This is a genomic window from Citrobacter sp. wls706 (genome assembly GCF_005281305.1).
Lineage (GTDB): Bacteria > Pseudomonadota > Gammaproteobacteria > Enterobacterales > Enterobacteriaceae > Citrobacter > Citrobacter werkmanii.
Window position 1 is genome coordinate 61,702 of the sequence record NZ_SZXG01000039.1, and the last position, 19,740, is coordinate 81,441.

At 52.2% G+C, this 19,740-nt stretch carries 19 protein-coding genes; 11 read left to right on the forward strand and 8 right to left on the reverse strand.

Annotation, left to right across the window (positions count from 1 at the left end; genetic code table 11):
* Nucleotides 1-165 precede the first annotated feature (165 nt).
* The 3 genes from FDW92_RS19835 to FDW92_RS19845 all read left to right on the forward strand — a co-directional run bounded on the left by FDW92_RS19835 (nt 166) and on the right by FDW92_RS19845 (nt 3,202).
* A complete protein-coding gene (locus FDW92_RS19835; RefSeq protein ID WP_042313430.1) occupies nt 166-870 on the forward strand; it encodes a GntR family transcriptional regulator in 705 nt (234 codons plus the stop codon).
* A 7-nt stretch (nt 871-877) separates the two neighbouring features.
* Nucleotides 878-1,834, forward strand: a complete 957-nt coding sequence (locus FDW92_RS19840; protein ID WP_042313589.1) for a TIM barrel protein — start codon at nt 878-880, stop codon at nt 1,832-1,834.
* 117 nt (nt 1,835-1,951) lie between these two features.
* Nucleotides 1,952-3,202: an MFS transporter gene (locus tag FDW92_RS19845; RefSeq protein ID WP_087856673.1), complete on the forward strand. Its 1,251-nt coding sequence runs from the start codon at nt 1,952-1,954 to the stop codon at nt 3,200-3,202.
* 40 nt (nt 3,203-3,242) lie between these two features.
* Here the strand turns inward: FDW92_RS19845 and cpxA are convergent, their stop codons facing one another.
* Together cpxA and cpxR are read right to left on the reverse strand one after the other, a co-directional pair.
* On the reverse strand, nt 3,243-4,616 hold the full coding sequence (gene cpxA / locus FDW92_RS19850; protein WP_042313425.1) for an envelope stress sensor histidine kinase CpxA: 1,374 nt from the start codon (nt 4,614-4,616) through the stop codon (nt 3,243-3,245).
* Entirely contained in the window at nt 4,613-5,311 is a 699-nt protein-coding gene (gene cpxR, locus FDW92_RS19855) for an envelope stress response regulator transcription factor CpxR (protein WP_038635960.1), read from the reverse strand. Before cpxR ends, cpxA begins: the two co-directional genes overlap by 4 nt.
* A 150-nt stretch (nt 5,312-5,461) precedes the next feature.
* On the opposite strand from cpxR, the gene cpxP reads away from it, so the two are divergent.
* The 7 genes from cpxP to FDW92_RS19890 all read left to right on the forward strand — a co-directional run bounded on the left by cpxP (nt 5,462) and on the right by FDW92_RS19890 (nt 13,172).
* A complete protein-coding gene (gene cpxP / locus FDW92_RS19860; protein WP_042313421.1) occupies nt 5,462-5,962 on the forward strand; it encodes a cell-envelope stress modulator CpxP in 501 nt (166 codons plus the stop codon).
* A gap of 147 nt (nt 5,963-6,109) precedes the next feature.
* On the forward strand, nt 6,110-7,012 hold the full coding sequence (fieF, locus tag FDW92_RS19865) for a CDF family cation-efflux transporter FieF (protein ID WP_038635968.1): 903 nt from the start codon (nt 6,110-6,112) through the stop codon (nt 7,010-7,012).
* 185 nt (nt 7,013-7,197) lie between these two features.
* Complete coding sequence (gene pfkA / locus FDW92_RS19870; protein ID WP_006686196.1) at nt 7,198-8,160, forward strand: 6-phosphofructokinase; 963 nt, start codon at nt 7,198-7,200, stop codon at nt 8,158-8,160.
* A 204-nt stretch (nt 8,161-8,364) separates the two neighbouring features.
* Nucleotides 8,365-9,354, forward strand: a complete 990-nt coding sequence (sbp, locus tag FDW92_RS19875; RefSeq protein WP_042313417.1) for a sulfate/thiosulfate ABC transporter substrate-binding protein Sbp — start codon at nt 8,365-8,367, stop codon at nt 9,352-9,354.
* A gap of 104 nt (nt 9,355-9,458) precedes the next feature.
* The gene (locus FDW92_RS19880; protein WP_042313414.1) at nt 9,459-10,208 is read left to right on the forward strand and encodes a CDP-diacylglycerol diphosphatase; all 750 of its coding nucleotides are present in this window, start codon (nt 9,459-9,461) and stop codon (nt 10,206-10,208) included.
* A 73-nt stretch (nt 10,209-10,281) separates the two neighbouring features.
* Nucleotides 10,282-11,586 (forward strand): SLC13 family permease, encoded by a 1,305-nt coding sequence (locus tag FDW92_RS19885; RefSeq protein WP_042313412.1) that lies wholly within the window; start codon nt 10,282-10,284, stop codon nt 11,584-11,586.
* Nucleotides 11,587-11,699: 113 nt separating this feature from the next.
* Entirely contained in the window at nt 11,700-13,172 is a 1,473-nt protein-coding gene (locus FDW92_RS19890; protein WP_042313410.1) for a DASS family sodium-coupled anion symporter, read from the forward strand.
* A 39-nt stretch (nt 13,173-13,211) separates the two neighbouring features.
* On the opposite strand, the gene tpiA is transcribed toward FDW92_RS19890, so the two are convergent.
* Both tpiA and FDW92_RS19900 read right to left on the reverse strand, forming a co-directional pair.
* A complete protein-coding gene (gene tpiA / locus FDW92_RS19895) occupies nt 13,212-13,979 on the reverse strand; it encodes a triose-phosphate isomerase (RefSeq protein ID WP_038635981.1) in 768 nt (255 codons plus the stop codon).
* A 108-nt stretch (nt 13,980-14,087) separates the two neighbouring features.
* Nucleotides 14,088-14,687 carry a YiiQ family protein gene (locus tag FDW92_RS19900; RefSeq protein WP_042313405.1) on the reverse strand — a complete coding sequence of 200 codons (600 nt, stop codon included), beginning with the start codon at nt 14,685-14,687 and terminating at the stop codon, nt 14,088-14,090.
* Between the two features lie 100 nt (nt 14,688-14,787).
* Between FDW92_RS19900 and FDW92_RS19905 the strand changes: the two genes are divergently transcribed.
* Nucleotides 14,788-15,216: a DUF805 domain-containing protein gene (locus tag FDW92_RS19905; RefSeq protein WP_042313402.1), complete on the forward strand. Its 429-nt coding sequence runs from the start codon at nt 14,788-14,790 to the stop codon at nt 15,214-15,216.
* A 39-nt stretch (nt 15,217-15,255) separates the two neighbouring features.
* Here the strand turns inward: FDW92_RS19905 and fpr are convergent, their stop codons facing one another.
* The 4 genes from fpr to FDW92_RS19925 all read right to left on the reverse strand — a co-directional run bounded on the left by fpr (nt 15,256) and on the right by FDW92_RS19925 (nt 19,624).
* Nucleotides 15,256-16,002, reverse strand: coding sequence for a ferredoxin--NADP(+) reductase (gene fpr / locus FDW92_RS19910; RefSeq protein WP_042313399.1), 747 nt, complete (start codon nt 16,000-16,002; stop codon nt 15,256-15,258).
* A gap of 95 nt (nt 16,003-16,097) precedes the next feature.
* Entirely contained in the window at nt 16,098-17,108 is a 1,011-nt protein-coding gene (glpX, locus tag FDW92_RS19915) for a class II fructose-bisphosphatase (RefSeq protein ID WP_038635990.1), read from the reverse strand.
* Nucleotides 17,109-17,247: 139 nt separating this feature from the next.
* Entirely contained in the window at nt 17,248-18,756 is a 1,509-nt protein-coding gene (glpK, locus tag FDW92_RS19920; RefSeq protein ID WP_042313394.1) for a glycerol kinase GlpK, read from the reverse strand.
* A gap of 22 nt (nt 18,757-18,778) precedes the next feature.
* Entirely contained in the window at nt 18,779-19,624 is an 846-nt protein-coding gene (locus tag FDW92_RS19925) for an MIP/aquaporin family protein (protein WP_042313392.1), read from the reverse strand.
* Between the last annotated feature and the right edge of the window lie 116 nt (nt 19,625-19,740).

Consider the following 19,740-nt stretch of genomic DNA (forward strand, 5'->3'; position numbering starts at 1 on the left):
TCATGGTTCATCTCCTCACGTACTAAAACCTGCCTGTCGCGCCATGTGTCCAGGCCATTCTTGATACCTGGCCCACAAAAAGAAACGCTGCGTTGAAAAAAAACTTGAGTATTTCGTGCACTCAAATATCTTAGCTTCAAATTGGTTTAAACCAGATTGAATGAGATGAAAAAGAAAAACAATGTTGATGTGCTCAGAGAGCGCTTTGAAAGCTGGTTAAACGAGAATAATTTGCCAGCGGGCTCCAAATTGCCTTCGGAGAGAGAGCTATGTGAGCTGCTGGATGCAAAGCGCATGACCTTACGTCAGGTTCTGATCGAGCTGGAGATTGATGCACGTATTTTCCGCAAGAACCGTAGCGGGTGGTTTATTTCATCGAAGCGATTCATTTATAACCCGAAATCACTTTCCAGCTTCAATGCCGAGGCCTGTGCCCAAGGGCGTAAACCTTTTTGGGATTATTTGACCAAGGAAACGATTGAGACGGTTCCGCACCATGTTGATGATGTTTTTCTCTCCTCCGGCGATCGTTATTTAGTTACCGGCTGGTGTGGTCTTGATTCACATAAAGTGTTTTACCATGAATCCTATATTGATGCCGATGTTGCACCGGGATTCATAAACAAACTTGGCAATCAGTCTTTTGCCAGCGTCTGGGAAGATGCGTTCGGTCATGTTTTAAATATCAAAGAGATGATTTTTAAACCGGTCAATATGCCGGAAGTGGCCTGCAAAGAACTGGGCGTTGCGCCAAATACTTATGGAATTTTAGTAGAAAAACATCGGGCAACCCGAGACAAAAAAGTGGTTCAGGTTGATTTTGAATACTGGCGACTTGAATCAGTGGAACTTGTTATTCGTGATGAATGAGAAAACTATGGGAAAATATAACCAGGAACTTCTCGCTGAACGCGCGAGAAATATACCGCTGTACCTACATGCTTATGCCTTTCATCTGAATATGCGCTATGAGAGAGTCCTCCCTGGCGATCTTCTGGATATTGCATATCAGCAAAAATTAAAAGGTGTAAAAATACATGTTGAGGATGGCGAGTCCCAGTCACTGCAGAAACTAAACGATCGGCAGTTACACGATTTTAAAGAAAAGGCCAAAAAATATAATTTGGATGTGCATATTGAAACCAGCGCATCGGACCAGGCGACATTGACGGATGCGATCCGTATTGCCATGGCAACTGGCGCAACGTCAGTTCGTTTCTACCCGCGCTATGAAGGGCATCTCAACGATGTTATGGCGAAGATCGCTAATGATATTGCGTGGTTGTCTCAGCATGATGACTGCGGCCTAAGCTTTACCATCGAACAGCATGAAGATCTGCAAGGTCATGAACTGGTGACGCTGGTTAAGAATAGTGGGATGAAGAATCTCTCTATTCTGTTTGATTTTGGCAACATGATTAACGCTAATGAGCAGCCGCTTTCTGCGTTAGAGGTCATGTCTCCTTGGATCACTCAGGTACATATTAAAGACGCTAAAATTATTAAAGAAGGTAAAGGCTGGGGGCATGAGGCTTGTCGTTCAGGATACGGCGACTTACCCATGGAGGAGATGCTCAAGGCATTATTACTCTTAGGTGAAGATAAACCACAAGTACATGCTTTTGGTCTGGAAGAAGAAGTTGAATATTATGCTCCGGCATTTCGTTTCGATGATGAAGGTGATAATCCCTGGATCCCATGGCGCGATGCAAGTTATACGCCGCTACCCGACGCTGACATGATTGATGCGCGACTGGCGCAGGAAAAAGAACATGCGCTGGCTCAAATAAAATATATTCGTGACTTGTGTAATAAATTTATAGGTAATCAATAACTTTTTAAAATCTTACTAAATGCGAACAGGGTTATGAAAATAACTCTACAATTTTATTAATTATATAAATTAATCTAAATATTTCTCTCAACAAGCAATGAGGGTTTACTCATGTTCATGAATAAATGGGCAAGGCTTTGTTTTTTGATTTTAGGCGGCGGCACAATATTCAAACTTTCAAGTATGAAAGATGTTTTCTATGTGCCAATGCAAAATGACTGGGGTTTAACCAATACGCAGATTGGCTTGAGTTTTACGGTTTATACGATTGTTCAGACAACCGGCCTGTTTCTTTCGCTCTATATTGCAGACCGTTATTCTAAGAAAATATTATTACCCTTTGGTCTGATCGGTGTTGGGCTTTGCGGTTTATATCTGGCAACGCTACCGTCATTTACCGGTTATCTCATTTGCTTTGCCGCAATGGCGTTTTTTGCCGATGTGGTGTATTGGCCGGTATTGCTGAAAGCCGTACGTCTGCTGGGTACGAAAGAAGAACAAGGCCGCATGTTTGGCTTTTTAGAAGCCGGACGTGGCGTGGTGGATGTCATCGTCGCTTCTGGTGCCCTGTTTGTTTTTGTTCAGTTTGGTGAAGGCAAAGCGGGAATGCAGGCGGGTCTGTTGTTTTATACGGTCATTACGCTTGCGGCAGGTATTGTGACGTACTTTATTGTCGATGACGACAAAGTGAAAGGCGGCGAGAATACCAGTGCCAATATGGAAGTGTTAAAGGGGATTAAACATGTTTTGTCCTGTCCTAACGTCTGGTTGGCTTCTTTAGGGATTTTCTTCGTTTACGCCGCATATTGTGGGCTGACTTACTTTATCCCCTTCTTAAAAGACATCTACATGTTGCCGGTAGCACTGGTCGGCGCGTACGGCATCATTAACCAGTATGCGTTAAAAATGGTAGGAGGGCCGATTGGTGGGCTGCTGGCGGATAAGGTTGCTAAATCGCCTACGGTGTACCTGAAATGGACCTTTCTGATCTCTGCCGTTGCGATGCTTGTTTTCATGCAGTTGCCGCATCAAACAATGAACGTGTATATCGGTATGGCCGCGACATTAGGATTCGGGGCGATTATCTTCTCACAGCGTGCGATTTTCTTCGCGCCGATGGATGAGATTGGTACGCCACGTGAGTATGCCGGTTCGGCAATGGCGTTTGGTTGCATCATCGGTTATATGCCCGCCATGTTTGCGTACACGTTATACGGATATTTGCTGGATACCAATAGCGGCATCACAGGCTACAACTATGTTTTTAGCGTGATGATTGCGTTCAGCTTAATGGGCTTTATCTGTTCGACAATTCTGGTGAAGCGGATCAAAAAGCAAAAGCTAGCGGCTGCGACCGCAACTGCATAATGTGAGTGCTTCCCCGGCGATACGTGACCGGGGAAGCCTGTTAAGCGCGTTTATACAGCGGTAACCAAATCACCAGCCGTAAACCACCCAGCGGGCTGTCTTCGGCCTTCACCCAGCCACGATGCTGCTGGATCGCGGTTTCCACAATCGCCAGACCCAGCCCCGTTCCGCCAGACTCGCGATCGCGCGCCTCATCGGTACGATAGAACGGACGGAAAATCTGCTCCCGGTCCTCAGGGCTGACGCCCGGACCATCGTCGTCAACGGTGATGGTGATCCCGTCTTTATCCACCGCGAAGCCCACTTCAATCTGCGTGTGTGAATAGCGTAGGGCGTTGCGCACAATGTTTTCCAGCGCGCTTTCCAGCGCATTTGGGTTGCCGTACAGCGGCCACGGACCCGGCGGGAAATTCACCGTGAGCGATTTACCCATCTGCTCGGCTTCAAAGGCGGCGTTATCCAGTACTTCGCCCCATAGCTGATTGGCTTTCACCGTTTCACTGACCAGCGCGTTTTTCTGCTGATTACGTGACATCACCAGCAGGTCGTTGATCATGCTGTCCAGCCGATGCGCTTCTGTTTCAATGCGCTCCAGCTCTTTGCTCTCACCGCTACGACGGCGCAGCAGAGCGGTTCCCAGTTGCAGACGTGTCAACGGCGTTCTCAACTCGTGAGAGATGTCCGACAGCAGGCGCTGCTGCGTGGTCATCATCCGCTCCAGAGCCGTCACCATCTGGTTAAAGCTGGCGCCCGCCGCCAGAAACTCCTGCGGACCGGCTTCCAGTTCCGGATGCTGACGCAGGTTGCCCTGGGCCACTTCATCCGCTGCATTTTTCAGCTTACGCGCCGGTTTCGCCAGGCTCCAGGCAAGCCAGAGCAATAACGGAGAGCTGACTAACATGGTGACGATCAGCAACAACAGCGGTCGGTCGAACAGCAGGTTGATAAAGTCAGATTGCGAGCTGCTGGCAGGTCGAATGAGATACAGCTGGTAGTTATCTTCACCGTCTCTGACGGAAAAAGGCCCGACCATCTCCACGCGACCGTATTTTTTCTTTTGCGGATGGTCGGCGTTATCGGCCTGACCAATAAAGTTACGAATGATCTGCATTTCGTTGCGTTCTGCGCCGATCACGCGTCCTTCCGTGGTAACAAGCAATAACCGCTGTCCTGGCGGCGCCCACTTGTCTATCGCCCGAAACAAGCGACGCCACCACATCAAATCGTTGGGTGGATCGTTCGCCAGTTCAGCTTCAACGTGTTGCTCAATCATCAACCCCTGGCGCTGCTCGCTGTCCAGTAGCTCGGTCATCTGACGTGAGTCGAGCTTGGGTAACATCAGTACCAACATCAACACCAGTGCCAGCGTCAACCAGAAGATGGCAAAGATGCGTGCGGTTAAACTCCCTATCATGAAGCGGAGACCATCAGGTAGCCGCGACCACGTAGCGTTTTAAACCACGGATGCCCATCTTTACGCTCTGGCAGCTTACGACGCAGGTTCGAGATATGCATGTCGATCGCGCGATCGAAAGGCGTCAGGCGTTTGCCCAGCACTTCCTGGCTCAGATGTTCACGCGAAACCACCTGGCCGAGATGCTGCGCCAGCAAATAGAGCAGGGTGAATTCGGTGCCGGTTAGCTCCAGCGTTTGCCCGTCGAAGCTGGCTTCCTGGCGACCCGGGTTGAGGCTTAACGCATCCACTTCCAGAGTCGGTGAGCCGTTGTCGCTGCTCTGCTGCTGTTCGCTCCAGTGCGAGCGACGCAGAATAGCGCGGATACGTGCGACCAGTTCGCGGTCGTTAAACGGTTTAGGTAAATAGTCGTCCGCGCCCAGTTCAAGGCCGAGAACGCGATCCAATTCGCTGCCGCGAGCGGTCAGCATGATTACGGGGGTCTGGTGTGTCTGGCGAAGCGCTTTCAGTGTATCGATGCCGTTTTTCTTTGGCATCATGACGTCGAGCAAAAGTAAATCGATGCTGTCATCCAGAAGCTCGAGCGCCTGTTCCCCATCATGGGCAACCAGCACATCGAAACCTTCCATTTCGAGCAACTCCTTTAACAGGGAAGTCAGCTCTCGGTCATCATCAACTAACAGGATTTTATTCATTGTTTACGTACCTCCGAGGCAGAAATTACGTCATCAGGCGTCGCTAATCTATGACTTTACGTTGTTTTACACCCCCTGACGCATGTTTGCAGCCCGAATCGTAAACTGTCTCTCGTTGAATCGCGACAGAAAAGATTTTGGGAGCAAGTGATGGGCAAAGTAACCGCTGCCGTCATGGCCTCAACGCTGGCACTCAGTACTTTAAGCCATGCAGCTGAAGTCGTCACAGGCGATCACTGGCACCTGGGTGAAGGCTCCTCGCAACGCAGCGTACAGAGCCACATGTTTGACGGTATCAGTTTAACCGAACATCAACGTCAACAGATGCGAGATTTAATGCAGCAGGCAAGACACGAACAGCCTCCTGTTAATGTTAGCGAAATGGAGACAATGCATCGCCTTGTCACCGCAGAGAAATTTGATGAAAGCGCTGTGCGCGCTCAGGCAGAAAGAATGGCGCAGGAACAGGTTGCCCGCCAGGTTGAAATAGCCAAGGTTCGCAACCAGATGTATCGCCTGTTAACGCCCGAGCAGCAAGCGGTTTTAAATGAGAAACATGAACAACGAATGGAGCAACTGCGCGACGTCGCGCACTGGCAAAAAAGCTCATCGTTGAATTTATTGAGTAGTAGCAACTCACGTTCCCAGTAGTAACCCTGTTTTCCTTGCCATAGACACCATCCCTGTCTTCCCCCACATGATGTGGGGTTTTTTTTTGCCCAAAATTTGTCACTCGGTAATTGCCTGACTGTTTTACTTCATCCGTTATACTAGCGGCATATCCTGGCAGGAGTGTTTATGAATCAAACCTATGGGCGGCTGGTTAGCCGGGCGGCAATCGCGGCGACCGTGATGGCATCGCTGTTACTTTTGATCAAAATTTTTGCGTGGTGGTACACCGGATCGGTCAGTATTCTGGCTGCACTGGTGGATTCTTTGGTGGATATCGCGGCGTCGTTAACCAACCTGTTGGTGGTGCGTTATTCATTGCAACCGGCCGATGATGAACACACGTTTGGACACGGTAAAGCGGAATCATTGGCGGCGTTGGCGCAAAGTATGTTTATTTCCGGCTCAGCGCTGTTTTTATTCCTGACCGGGATTCAGCATCTTATCCAACCCACGCCGATGAAAGATCCCGGCGTCGGGGTGATTGTTACCATCATTGCGTTAGTGTGCACCATCATACTGGTCTCGTTTCAGCGCTGGGTGGTGAAGCGTACGCAAAGTCAGGCTGTTAGGGCGGATATGCTTCATTATCAGTCTGATGTTATGATGAACGGTGCGATTCTCATTGCGCTTGGGCTGGCATGGTACGGCTGGCATCGCGCAGATGCCTTGTTTGCGCTCGGGATTGGCATCTATATTTTATATAGCGCATTACGCATGGGGTATGAGGCGGTGCAGTCATTGCTGGATCGCGCTTTACCCGATGAAGAACGTCAGGAAATTATTGATATCGTGACGTCATGGCCGGGAGTCAGCGGCGCTCACGATCTTCGCACGCGGCAGTCAGGGCCGACCCGCTTTATTCAGATTCATTTGGAAATGGAAGATAATCTGCCGCTCGTTCAGGCGCATGTAGTGGCTGAGCAGGTCGAGCAGGCAATTTTGCGACGTTTCCCGGGATCGGATGTCATTATTCATCAGGATCCCTGTTCCGTCGTACCCAAGGAAGGCAAGATGTTTGAGCTTTCATAATTCGTTGTAAAAAAAGTGAACCAGGCCAGCATTTTGTGTATAAATTACCACCATTTGGCCTGACCTGAATCAATTCAGCAGGAAGTGATTGTTATACTATCTGCATATTCGTTGGATCGTTTCGATATGCGGAATCGACTTCCGGCAGCAGATTTCATTTTGCATTCCAAAGTTCAGAGGTAGTCATGATTAAGAAAATCGGTGTGTTGACAAGCGGCGGTGATGCGCCGGGCATGAACGCAGCAATCCGTGGTGTTGTACGTGCAGCGTTGACGGAAGGGCTGGAAGTCATGGGGATCCATGATGGCTACCTGGGTTTGTATGAAGACCGTATGGTCCAGCTTGACCGCTATAGCGTGTCCGACATGATCAACCGTGGCGGTACCTTCCTCGGTTCTGCCCGCTTCCCGGAATTCCGCGACGAAAACGTGCGTGCGGTGGCTATCGAAAACCTGAAGAAGCGTGGCATCGACGCCCTGGTTGTTATCGGTGGTGACGGTTCTTACATGGGTGCGAAACGCCTGACTGAAATGGGCTTCCCGTGCATCGGTCTGCCGGGCACTATCGACAACGATATCAAGGGCACCGACTACACCATCGGTTATTTCACCGCGCTGGGTACTGTAGTCGAAGCGATTGACCGTCTGCGTGATACCTCTTCTTCTCACCAGCGTATTTCCATCGTTGAAGTGATGGGCCGCTACTGTGGTGATCTGACTCTGGCGGCAGCGATTGCCGGCGGTTGTGAGTTCGTGGTGGTTCCGGAAGTAGAATTCAGCCGTGACGATCTGGTTGCTGAAATCAAAGCCGGTATCGCGAAAGGTAAAAAACACGCGATTGTAGCGATCACTGAACACATGTGTGACGTTGACGAACTGGCGCATTACATCGAGAAAGAAACGGGCCGTGAAACGCGTTCAACCGTACTGGGTCACATCCAGCGTGGTGGTTCTCCGGTTCCTTATGACCGTATTCTGGCGTCCCGTATGGGCGCGTATGCCATTGAACTGCTGCTCGAAGGTCACGGTGGCCGTTGCGTAGGTATTCAGAACGAAAAACTGGTTCACCATGACATCATCGACGCTATCGAAAACATGAAGCGTCCTTTCAAAGGTGACTGGCTGGACTGCGCGAAAAAACTGTACTGATTGTTTTTTGCGCGCCTGATGGCGCTACGCTTATCAGGCCTACAGGTTGCAGAAACGTGTAGGCCTGATTAGGCGCTAGCCGCCATCCGGCAATCCCTCAGATTTATTCCTCGAAGTTATAGCAAATCTTTTTTTATTCTTTAATGTTTGGATCGCTTTCTGGCACGCTTTGCTCATCACAACACCACATAAGAGAGCTGGGCGATGAACAAATGGGGCGTAGGGTTAACATTATTGCTGGCATCGACCAGCGTTCTGGCAAAGGATATTCAGTTACTTAACGTATCGTACGATCCAACGCGTGAGCTGTACGAGCAGTACAACAAAGCTTTTAGCGCGCACTGGAAGCAGGAAACCGGCGACAACGTCGTGATCCGCCAATCACACGGCGGTTCGGGTAAACAGGCGACTTCCGTCATTAACGGCATTGAAGCCGATGTCGTGACGCTGGCGCTGGCTTACGATGTGGACGCTATTGCTGAACGTGGTCGTATCGATAAAAACTGGATCAAGCGTCTGCCGGATAACTCAGCACCTTACACTTCCACCATCGTTTTCCTGGTCCGCAAGGGCAATCCAAAACAAATTCATGACTGGAACGATCTTGTCAAACCGGGTGTGTCTGTCATTACGCCAAACCCGAAAAGCTCAGGCGGCGCACGCTGGAACTATCTGGCAGCATGGGGCTACGCCCTGCACCACAACAATAACGATCAGGCCAAAGCCCAGGACTTCGTCAAAGCCCTGTTTAAAAACGTTGAAGTGCTGGACTCCGGTGCGCGTGGCTCAACCAATACCTTCGTTGAACGCGGTATCGGTGATGTGCTGATTGCCTGGGAAAACGAAGCGCTACTGGCGACGAACGAACTGGGTAAAGATAAATTCGAGATAGTCACTCCGAGTGAATCTATTCTCGCGGAGCCGACCGTTTCCGTGGTCGACAAAGTGGTGGAAAAGAAAGACACCAAAGCGGTAGCGGAAGCCTACCTGAAGTATCTCTACTCGCCGGAAGGTCAGGAGATAGCAGCGAAAAACTTCTACCGTCCGCGTGATGCTGAAGTGGCGAAGAAATACGAAAATGCCTTTCCGAAGCTGAAGCTGTTCACCATTGACGAAGAGTTTGGCGGCTGGACGAAAGCACAGAAAGAGCACTTCTCTAACGGCGGTACGTTCGACCAAATCAGCAAGCGCTAAATAAATCTGTGAGTTACCAACCCGGTGGCATAACGCGACCGGGTTTTTTATTTGTCATGGTTTTGCGTTACTCTTGCCCCTCAATAGGATACAGGGAACGCGTAATGAAAAAAGCAGGCTATCTTTTACTGGCGGTGATTGTGGTGGCTGCCGCTGCTGGCATTGGTTACTGGAAATTCACCGGCAACCCGGACGCGTTACGCCAGATTGTTCTTCAGCAATGCTTGCCGCACCAGTTGCAGCAGCAGGATCCCGCACCGTGCGTGGAAGTGAAACCAGACGCCGGATATGTGGTGTTCAAAGATCGTAATGGTCCGCTGCAATATCTGTTGATGCCTGGTTACCGTATCAATGGTACGGAAAGCCCGTTGCTGTTGGAATCAGGCACGCCGAACTTTTTCTGGCTGGCCTGGCAGGCGCGTAGCTTTATGAGCCAAAAATACGGTCAGGAGATCCCTGACAAAGCGGTATCGCTGACCATTAACTCGCGTAGCGGGCGTACGCAAAATCACCTGCACATTCATATCTCCTGCCTGCGAACCGATGTCAGAAAGCAGCTGGATGACAACATGGCGAAAATCAGCACCCGCTGGTTGCCTTTGCCGGGTGGATTACGCGGGCATGAATATCTGGCGCGTCGCGTCACGGAAAACGAACTGGCGCAACGCAGCCCGTTTATTATGCTGGCGGAAGAAGTACCGAATGCGCGAGAACATATGGGCCGCTATGCGCTGGCGATGGTGCGCCAAAGCGATGAGTCTTTTGTCCTGCTGGCGACTCAGCGTAACTTGCTGTCGCTGAATCTCGCCTCTGCTGAGGAAATTCAGGATCATCAATGTGATATTCTGCGCTAACCCTACCTAATCTGGCGTTTACTCCGCATGCCTGTCCCCGTATTCTTGTTGAAAAAAACAACAGGAGACAGGCATGTCGCTCTGGCTTTCACACCCTCTGTTTATTCCTTCTCTGGTGGTTGGCATCACCATTATTCTCTGGGCGACATCGCTACTACCGGAATTTATAACGGCGCTGCTGTTCTTTGCCGTGGCGATGGTGGCCAAAATCGCGCCACCGGATGTGATTTTTGGCGGCTTTGCGTCATCGGCATTCTGGCTGGTCTTCAGTGGCTTCGTGCTGGGTATCGCGATTCGTAAAACGGGATTGGCGGACAGGGCGGCGAGGGCGCTGTCATCGCGATTGACCGACTCCTGGCCGTTAATGGTAGCGAGTGTGGTACTGCTAAGTTATGCGCTGGCGTTTGTAATGCCGTCCAATATGGGGCGCATTGCGCTGCTGATGCCGATTGTCGCGGCGATGGCGAAACGGGCGGGAATTAACGACGGCACGCGAGCCTGGTATGGTCTGGCGCTGGCCGTCGGGTTTGGGACGTTCCAGCTTTCCGCGACGATTTTACCCGCTAACGTGCCGAATCTGGTGATGAGCGGCGCAGCGGAAGGTTCTTACGGTATCCACCTGAATTATCTGCCCTATTTACTGTTACATACGCCGGTTCTGGGCTGGCTCAAGGGCGCGGTACTCATCGTACTTATCTGCTGGCTGTTTCCTGGTAAGCCCCATGCGCCGCGCGATCTGACGCCGCCTGAGCCGATGAGCCGGGATGAAAAACGTCTGGCATGGATGTTAGCGGTGGTGTTGTTTTTGTGGGTAAGCGAAAGCTGGCACGGCATTGGTCCAGCGTGGACCGGACTGGCGGCGGCGGTTATCACGCTGCTACCTCGGGTTGGCTTTATTAATGGCGAGGAGTTTTCCAGTGGGGTCAATATCCGTACCTGTATCTATGTGGCGGGTATTCTGGGGCTGGCGATCACCGTCACGCAGACCGGTATTGGCAGTGCGGTGGGCGAGGCGCTGTTACAGGTGATGCCGCTGGACGCGGAAAAACCGTTTACCAGCTTCCTCGCGCTGACTGGCATTACCACCGCACTCAATTTTATTATGACGGCAAACGGCGTTCCGGCGCTATATACCACGCTGGCGCAAAGCTTTGCCGATGCGACGGGATTCCCGCTGCTGTCGGTGATTATGATTCAGGTACTGGGATATTCCACACCGCTACTTCCGTATCAGGCTTCACCCATTGTTGTGGCGATGGCGCTTGGGAAAGTGCCTGCGAGGGCGGGGATGCTGCTGTGTATTGCGCTGGCGGTGGCAACGTATCTGGTGCTTCTGCCGTTGGATTACCTCTGGTTCAGTATGCTGGGTAAATTATAACTGTATCTAAATGTTAATTTTTTGTTTTGTGAGATGATGAATTGTTTTATTTGGGCTGATGGCGGTTAATACCGGGGCGCAGATTTGTGCACTGGAAACTCAAGGATTGATTCATGGACAGTTTGACCCCTATCCGCTGTTGGCCTGCCATCATTTCGCTCGCGATCACGCTGACCATCTGGTTTGTTATCCCGTGTCCGCCTGATGTCACTCCGCAAGCGTGGCATCTGCTGGCGTTGTTCATAGGTACGATCGCAGCGATTATCGGTAAAGCCATGCCCATTGGCGCCATCGCGGTTGTGGCGATTATGCTGGTGGCGATGACCGGCGTCACTAACCCCGGTAAACCCTCGGCCGCACTGAACGATGCGTTGAGTGGCTTTTCTAACCAGTTAATCTGGCTGATTGGTTTATCCATTATGCTGTCGCAAAGTCTGTTAAAGACCGGCCTGGGGGCGCGAATTGGCTACGGGTTTATTGCGCTGTTTGGTAAAAGAACGCTGGGTATTGCGTGGGCATTAACCCTTGCGGAAACGCTGATTGCGCCGGTTACGCCCAGCAACACGGCGCGTGGCGGTGGTATTATCCACCCAGTAATGCGGGCGATTGCGGAAAGCCTCGGATCGCAACCGGGAAACAACGAGAATGGTTCAACGGGTCGCTATCTGGCGCTGGTGAATTACAACATTAACCCCATCAGCTCGGCAATGTTCATCACCGCGACCGCACCTAACCCCTTAATCGTTAGCTTTTTAACGAAGGGGACGGATGGCGTGCTGAACATGACCTGGGGAATGTGGGCTATTGCGGCGCTGCTTCCCGCTGTGGTCTCGCTGGTCGTCATGCCGATTGTAATCTGGTGGCTCTACCCGCCAGCCATCACACGCACGCCAAATGCGCCGCAGTTCGCACGACAAAAACTGGAGGCGCTAGGTCCGCTTTCACTGGCAGAGAAAATTACCCTGGCCGTCTTCATTTTGCTGCTCTGCCTGTGGGCGGGAGTGCCCGCGATGTTGATGGGCAGCGCCTGGAGCGTAAACCCCACAAGCGCCGCGTTAATTGGTTTGTCGATTCTGTTGATGGCGGGAGTATTAAGCTGGGAAGACATTCTTAAATGCCGTGGAGCGTGGGATACCATAGTCTGGTTCGCGGCGCTGGTAATGATGGCGGATTTTCTCAGCAAGCTTGGGTTGGTTGGTTGGCTGGCGACCAGCGTGGGTAGTGCAATCGACCATCTGGGTGTGCACTGGAGCATTGCGACGCTGTTGTTGATTCTGCTTTACGTCTATTCGCACTACTTTTTCGCCAGTACAACTGCGCATATTACGGCGATGTTCGCTGCGTTCTTCGCTGCAGGTTTAGGCCTCGGCGCGCCGCCAGCGCTGCTTGGTTTAATGCTCGGTTTCTCCTCCTCCTTGATGATGTCGCTCACGCACTATGGCACGGGTACTGCGCCTATTATCTTTGGTTCGGGCTATGTCACGCTGGCGGAGTGGTGGAAAACGGGGCTGGTAATGAGTGTGGTCAACCTGACCATTTGGGGTGTGACCGGCGCCTTCTGGTGGCACTGGTTGGGATACTGGTAGTTAATACAGCGGGAGGAGTGCCCCTCCCGCCTTAACAACTTAAGCCTGTTTAGCGGCTTCTGCTGCTTTAACGATGACTGCGAAAGCATCTGCTTTCAGAGAAGCACCGCCAACCAGCGCGCCGTCGATGTCCGGCTGAGCGAACAGTTCTGCCGCGTTGCCCGCGTTTACGGAACCGCCGTACTGGATAATAACCTGTTCAGCGATTTTCGCGTCAGCTTTAGCAATGTGATCACGAATGAATTTGTGAACAGCCTGAGCCTGAGCCGGAGTTGCAGATTTACCGGTACCGATAGCCCATACTGGTTCGTAAGCGATGACTACGCCTTCGAATGCCGCAGCGCCCTGAGTTTTCAGAACGGCGTCGATCTGACGTGCGCAGACTTCTTCAGTTTTGCCCGCTTCGTTTTCTGCTTCGGTTTCACCGATGCACAGAACTGGAGTCAGACCCTGCTCTTTCAGCACAGCGAATTTCTTCGCGATCAGCTCGTCAGACTCTTTGTGATAAGTACGACGCTCAGAGTGACCGATAATGATGTACTGCGCGCCGATATCTTTCAGCATTTCAGCGCTTGTTTCACCGGTGAATGCGCCAGACAGGTTCAGGTCAACGTTCTGCGCGCCCAGGATGATGTGGCTACCGGCAGCGGCGTGTTTCGCCAGGTCGATATACATTTCCGGCGGAGCAATCGCTACTGCACAGCCAGCAACGCCAGCCAGTTCTTTACGCAGATTAGCAACCAGTTCGTTTACCATATGGCGGCTGCCGTTCAGTTTCCAGTTACCCATCACTAAAGGATGTCGCATTTCATTTCTCCACGCTTGTCAGCGAATTAAGGAATATGGCCGCCCGTCAGGGCAGCATGGTCTGTGAAACAGTATAGAGATTCATCCCCAGAAAGGCTTTGCTTTTTGTCACTTATTCGACCCTTCGAGGTTTTCAGATAGAGCCAGCTTAATCGGTTCAACAGCGAAGGTCAGCCCCTTTTCACCGTTATCTGCTATGACATAGCGAATAGCGCCTTCTGTTTCGGCGTAATAGTGCTTACCTTTGCCCGCTGCGAGAAGTTTTTGCAGCTTTTTCTGGCTCTGTTCTTTCGTCAGCAGCGGCGCGACGGTGCGGATGACGGCGCTCATATATTCCAGCGCTTTCGCTTTCGCCGCCTTTTGTTCTGGCCCCTGAATCGGCAGCCAGGTTATCTGCATGCTTTTGATTTTTAAGGTGCCGCGCTCAAGGGCGGAGGACGCATACAGGTTTTCGTTGATTTTACTGGCGGCGCGGGTGAGATTCGCTCGGTCGCGACTGCTGTCGATGGCGCGGAACTCATTGAGGATAAGCTTCGGATTCTGTGTATTAAAGTTTTCACGAAACTGGCTAATCGATAGATCAAAAGTTGGCGCGCCCGCCAACAAATAGGGGGCCGTGATTGCCGTCGATGGCTCTTCCGCCTGCGCCGTAGTGCTTACGGTTAAGGCTGAAAACAGTAATAAAAACAGTGTAAATCCTTGCTTCATCAATTGTACCTTTCATTCTCACTGCTCACGATTAAAACGGTAACCGTCCGGCTTGTCAAAAGGGTAAACTGTCCTGGAAGGTAATAATAAAGGAACCTACATGACCATACAGCAGTGGTTATTCTCATTTAAAGGGCGTATTGGACGCCGTGATTTCTGGATTTGGATAGGTCTGTGGCTCGTCAGTATGTTGGCGTTGTTCTCCCTGGCGAGTAAGCAATTACTCGATATTCAAACCGCGGCATTTTGTCTGGTGTGTCTGCTATGGCCGACGGCGGCGGTGACGGTAAAGCGTCTGCACGATCGGGGACGTTCAGGGGCGTGGGCGTTGCTGATGATTCTGGCGTGGATGCTGCTGGCCGGAAACTGGGCGATGTTACCTGGCGTCTGGCAATGGGCGGTAGGCCGTTTTCTTCCGACGCTGATTCTGGTCGGCATGCTTATCGATCTGGGCGCGTTTGTCGGCACCCAGGACGAAAATAAATATGGTAAAGATACGCAGGACGTAAAGTACAGAGCTGACTCGTAGGGCGGATAAGGCGCGTTAGCGTCGCCATCCGGCAAGCCCTTACCAGTAGTGTTCAGCGGTCATATGGCCTGGTCGACGGCGCAGGTGTTTGGTCATCTGCCGGGTCTCTTTCAACAGTTGCTGCGTGTCGCGTACCATTTGTGGATTTCCACATAGCATTACGTGGCTGGTTTCTTTATCCATTGGCAGACCTACCGCTTTTTCCAGCTCACCGCTTTCAATCAGCGCCGGCACTCGCCCGGTCAACGAATTTGCCGCAGTTTCACGGCTAACAACGGTCTGGATACGTAATTTACCTTCGTAGCGCTTTTCCAGCGCCTGCATCAATGGCAGGTAGCTTAAATCGGCGGCATAGCGCGCGGCGTGGACCAGCACCAGATTTTTAAAGCGATCCAGATCTTTGCCTAACTGCAAAATCGACAAATACGGGCCGATAGCCGTGCCGGTCGCCAGCATCCATAGCGTATCGCAATCGGGGATCTCATCCAGGACGAAGAAGCCAGCGGCTTCACTGACCACCTGAACGTCATCGCCAGGTTTCAGCGCGGCCAAACGAGGGCTGAGTTTGCCGTCGGGAACCGTCACCAGATAAAACTCTAAATCGGGATTGTCGGGCGCATTGACGTAGGAATAGGCGCGCTGGACGCGCTCGCCGTCGATTTCCAGGCCAAGCTTGGTAAACTGGCCAGCAGTGAAAGGAAGAACCGGAGCTCGCACGGTCAAACTAAATAAGGCATCGGTCCAGTTCTGCACCTTTGTGACTTTGCCTGTTACCCAATCTGCCATGGTTTTCTCCTGTCTGCTTTGATTGCCTTATCTTCGTTCGTTGGACGAAAGATTTCCAGCCCGGATGGGCTGGAAGGCTCTATTGATCAAATCAATTACAGGATGTGCGCCTGCACATCGGGATCTTTGCGATCGAGATAGTGAATCGACTGAATGCGGCGGATTGTGCGTGATTTGCCGCGGATCAACAGTGTTTCTGTGGTCGCGATATTACCTTTGCGGCTAATGCCTTCCAGTAGATCGCCTTTGGTGATGCCGGTGGCAGAGAAAATAACGTTGTCGCTGCGCGCCATTTCGTCCAGACGCAGTGCTTTGCCCGCCTCAATGCCCATCGCAGTGCAGCGGGCCAGTTCCTGTTCGCCAATGCGGCGGTTTTCTTCGCTGTCGCCTTTGACGTCATGACGCGCCAACAGACGGCCCTGCATATCGCCATCCAGCGCGCGGATAACGGCGGCGGAGACCACGCCTTCCGGTGCGCCGCCAATGCCGTACAGCACGTCAACTTCACTGTCAGGCATGCAGGTCAGAATTGAAGCCGCAACGTCGCCGTCGGGAATAGCGAATACGCGCACGCCCAGTTTCGTCATCTCTGCAATAACGTCATCATGGCGAGGTTTTGCCAGGATAGTGACGGTCAGGTCACTCAGGGGTTTGTTCAGCGCGGCGGCAATGTTACGCAGGTTAGCTTCCAGCGATAGGTTCAGGTCAATGGACCCTTTTGCGCCTGGGCCGACAATCAGCTTTTCCATATACATGTCCGGCGCGTTCAGGAAGCAGCCTTTGTCGCCCACGGCCAGTACCGCCAGCGCATTTGCCTGGCCCATTGCCGTCATACGCGTGCCTTCGATAGGATCGACGGCGATGTCTACCGCATCACCAAGACCCGTACCGACTTTCTCACCGATAAACAGCATCGGCGCTTCATCGATTTCACCTTCGCCAATCACGATGGTGCCGTCGATGTTGACCTGGTTGAGCATAATACGCATGGCGTTCACCGCCGCGCCGTCAGCGGTATTTTTATCGCCGCGGCCCAGCCATTTGTAGCCAGCCAGCGCGGCCGCTTCGGTCACGCGTGAAAATTCAATGGCAAGTTCTCGTCTCATTGCAAACTCGTAGCTGAAAGGAATGGCGCGAAGTGTAGCACAGGGGAGGGGGCGAGATTATTGATGTGTGTGCGGGTTGTCCCCGCACGAAGATATTGCCGGATAAGACACCTTAGCGTCGCCATCCGGCAATGACGTATTACTCGTCGTGATCTTCCCACGCCATGGCGCGTTTGACTGCTTTTTTCCAGCCGCTGTAACGGAAGTTACGTTCGGTAGTTTCGATGCCGGGACGGAATTCACGCTCGATGACCGCTTTTTCCTGCAGCTCATCCAGGTTTTGCCAGAAGCCGACCGCCAGACCGGCCAGGTACGCCGCACCCAGCGCAGTGACTTCGCGGACTTCCGGACGCTCAACGCGCGTGCCGAGAATATCCGACTGGAACTGCATCAGGAAGTTGTTGGCGACCGCACCGCCATCGACGCGCAGGGCGTGCAGGCGAATGCCGGAGTCAGCCTGCATCGCTTCCAGTACGTCACGAGTCTGGTAAGCGATAGACTCAAGCGTTGCGCGAATGATGTGGTTGGAGTTTACGCCACGGGTCAGACCGAAGATGGCGCCACGCGCATACGGGTCCCAGTACGGTGCGCCCAGACCGGTGAATGCCGGAACGACGTACACGCCGTTGGTGTCTTTCACTTTGGTGGCGAAATACTCAGAGTCGAATGCATCGCTGATGAGTTTCATTTCATCACGCAGCCACTGGATAGAGGCACCCGCCATAAACACCGCGCCTTCCAGGGCGTAGTTCACTTCCCCGGTCGGTCCGCAGGCGATGGTGGTCAGCAGCCCGTTTTCGGACTTAACGGCTTTCTCGCCGGTGTTCATCAGCATGAAGCAGCCGGTACCGTAGGTGTTTTTCGCCATCCCTTCCTTCACGCACAGTTGGCCGAACAGCGCCGCCTGCTGGTCACCGGCGATACCGGAGATAGGAATACGAATGCCGCCTTTACCACCGATGTTGGTCTGACCGTACACTTCAGAAGAACGACGTACTTCCGGCAGCATGGCGCGCGGAATATCCAGCGCATCCAGCATCTTGTCGTCCCAGTCCAGGGAGTGAATGTTGAACAGCATGGTACGTGAGGCGTTGGTGTAATCGGTGACGTGTACACGCCCCTGCGTCATTTTCCAGATAAGCCAGGTGTCTACGGTACCAAACAGCAGTTCACCGCGACGAGCGCGCTCACGCGAGCCTTCTACGTGGTCGAGGATCCACTTCACTTTGGTACCGGAGAAGTACGGGTCAATCACCAGGCCGGTGTTGCTACGAATGTACTCTTCCATACCGTCGCGCTTGAGCTTCTCGCAGATATCCGCGGTACGACGACACTGCCACACAATGGCGTTATAGATAGGTTTACCGGTCTCACGTTCCCAGACGATGGTGGTTTCACGCTGGTTGGTAATACCGATCGCGGCAATTTCATCGGAACTGATATCGGCTTTCGCCAGCACTTCTACCAGCGTGGAGCTTTGGGTCGCCCAAATTTCCATTGGGTCGTGTTCTACCCAACCTGCTTTCGGGTAGATTTGCTCGAATTCGCGCTGTGAAACGGCAACGATATTCGCATCGTGGTCCATTACGACCGCGCGGGAGCTGGTGGTGCCCTGGTCGAGCGCAACGATATATTTTTTTTCAGTCATAATTTTTTGTCCCGTAGTCACATTACTGCGAAGCTTTTTGTTGAGTGTTGGCCGCAACGTCTTTCTCTTCAATCGCGCAGACATCGCACGGTAAATGACGACCAATCAGTTTGCGATAGGCCCATGCGCCCAAAATTGCGCCAGTAATTGGGCCAAACACTGGTACCAGGAAGTAAGGGATATCACGACCACCCGTGAAGGCAATCTCACCCCACCCGGCCAGTCCGGCGAACAGTTTCGGTCCGAAGTCACGCGCCGGGTTCATCGCAAAACCGGTTAGCGGCCCCATGGAAGCACCAATAACGGCAATCAGTAAGCCGATCAGCAGTGGTGCCAGAGGACCACGAGGTACACCGTTACCATCGTCGGTCAGGGCCAGAATCAGCCCCATTAGAATAGCGGTAATGACCATTTCAACCGCGAAGGCCTGCACAAAATTGATATGCGGGTTCGGATAGGTGGAGAAAGTACCTGCCAGACCCAGGCTTTCCGTACTGCCGCGCACGATATGGTTGGTTTGTTCGAAATCGAGGAAAAGATTGTAATAAAGCCCGTAAACCAATGCCGCTGCGCAAAAGGCGCCGGCAATTTGTGAAATAATAAAAGGGATGACTTTGCGTTTATCAAAACAGGCGAACAGCCAGAGTGCGATGGTGACCGCTGGATTCAGGTGTGCGCCAGAAACGCCTGCGGTCAGATAGATAGCCATCGCTACCCCCAGACCCCAGATGATGCTGATTTCCCACTGACCAAAAGTAGCCCCGGCCACTTTGAGTGCAGCGACACAGCCCACACCGAAGAAAATCAACAACCCGGTACCGAGGAATTCAGCAATGCACTGGCCTTTTAAGGTTGATGTTTGACTCATAATCGGATCCTGAAGAGAGTTTAATGTTTATTGTGTGCGAGAAGGTCACTGACATCCCCGGAGCCGGTAGGCACACTGTTAATTTATCGTTAACGCTCAAAAACGAGAAATATCGA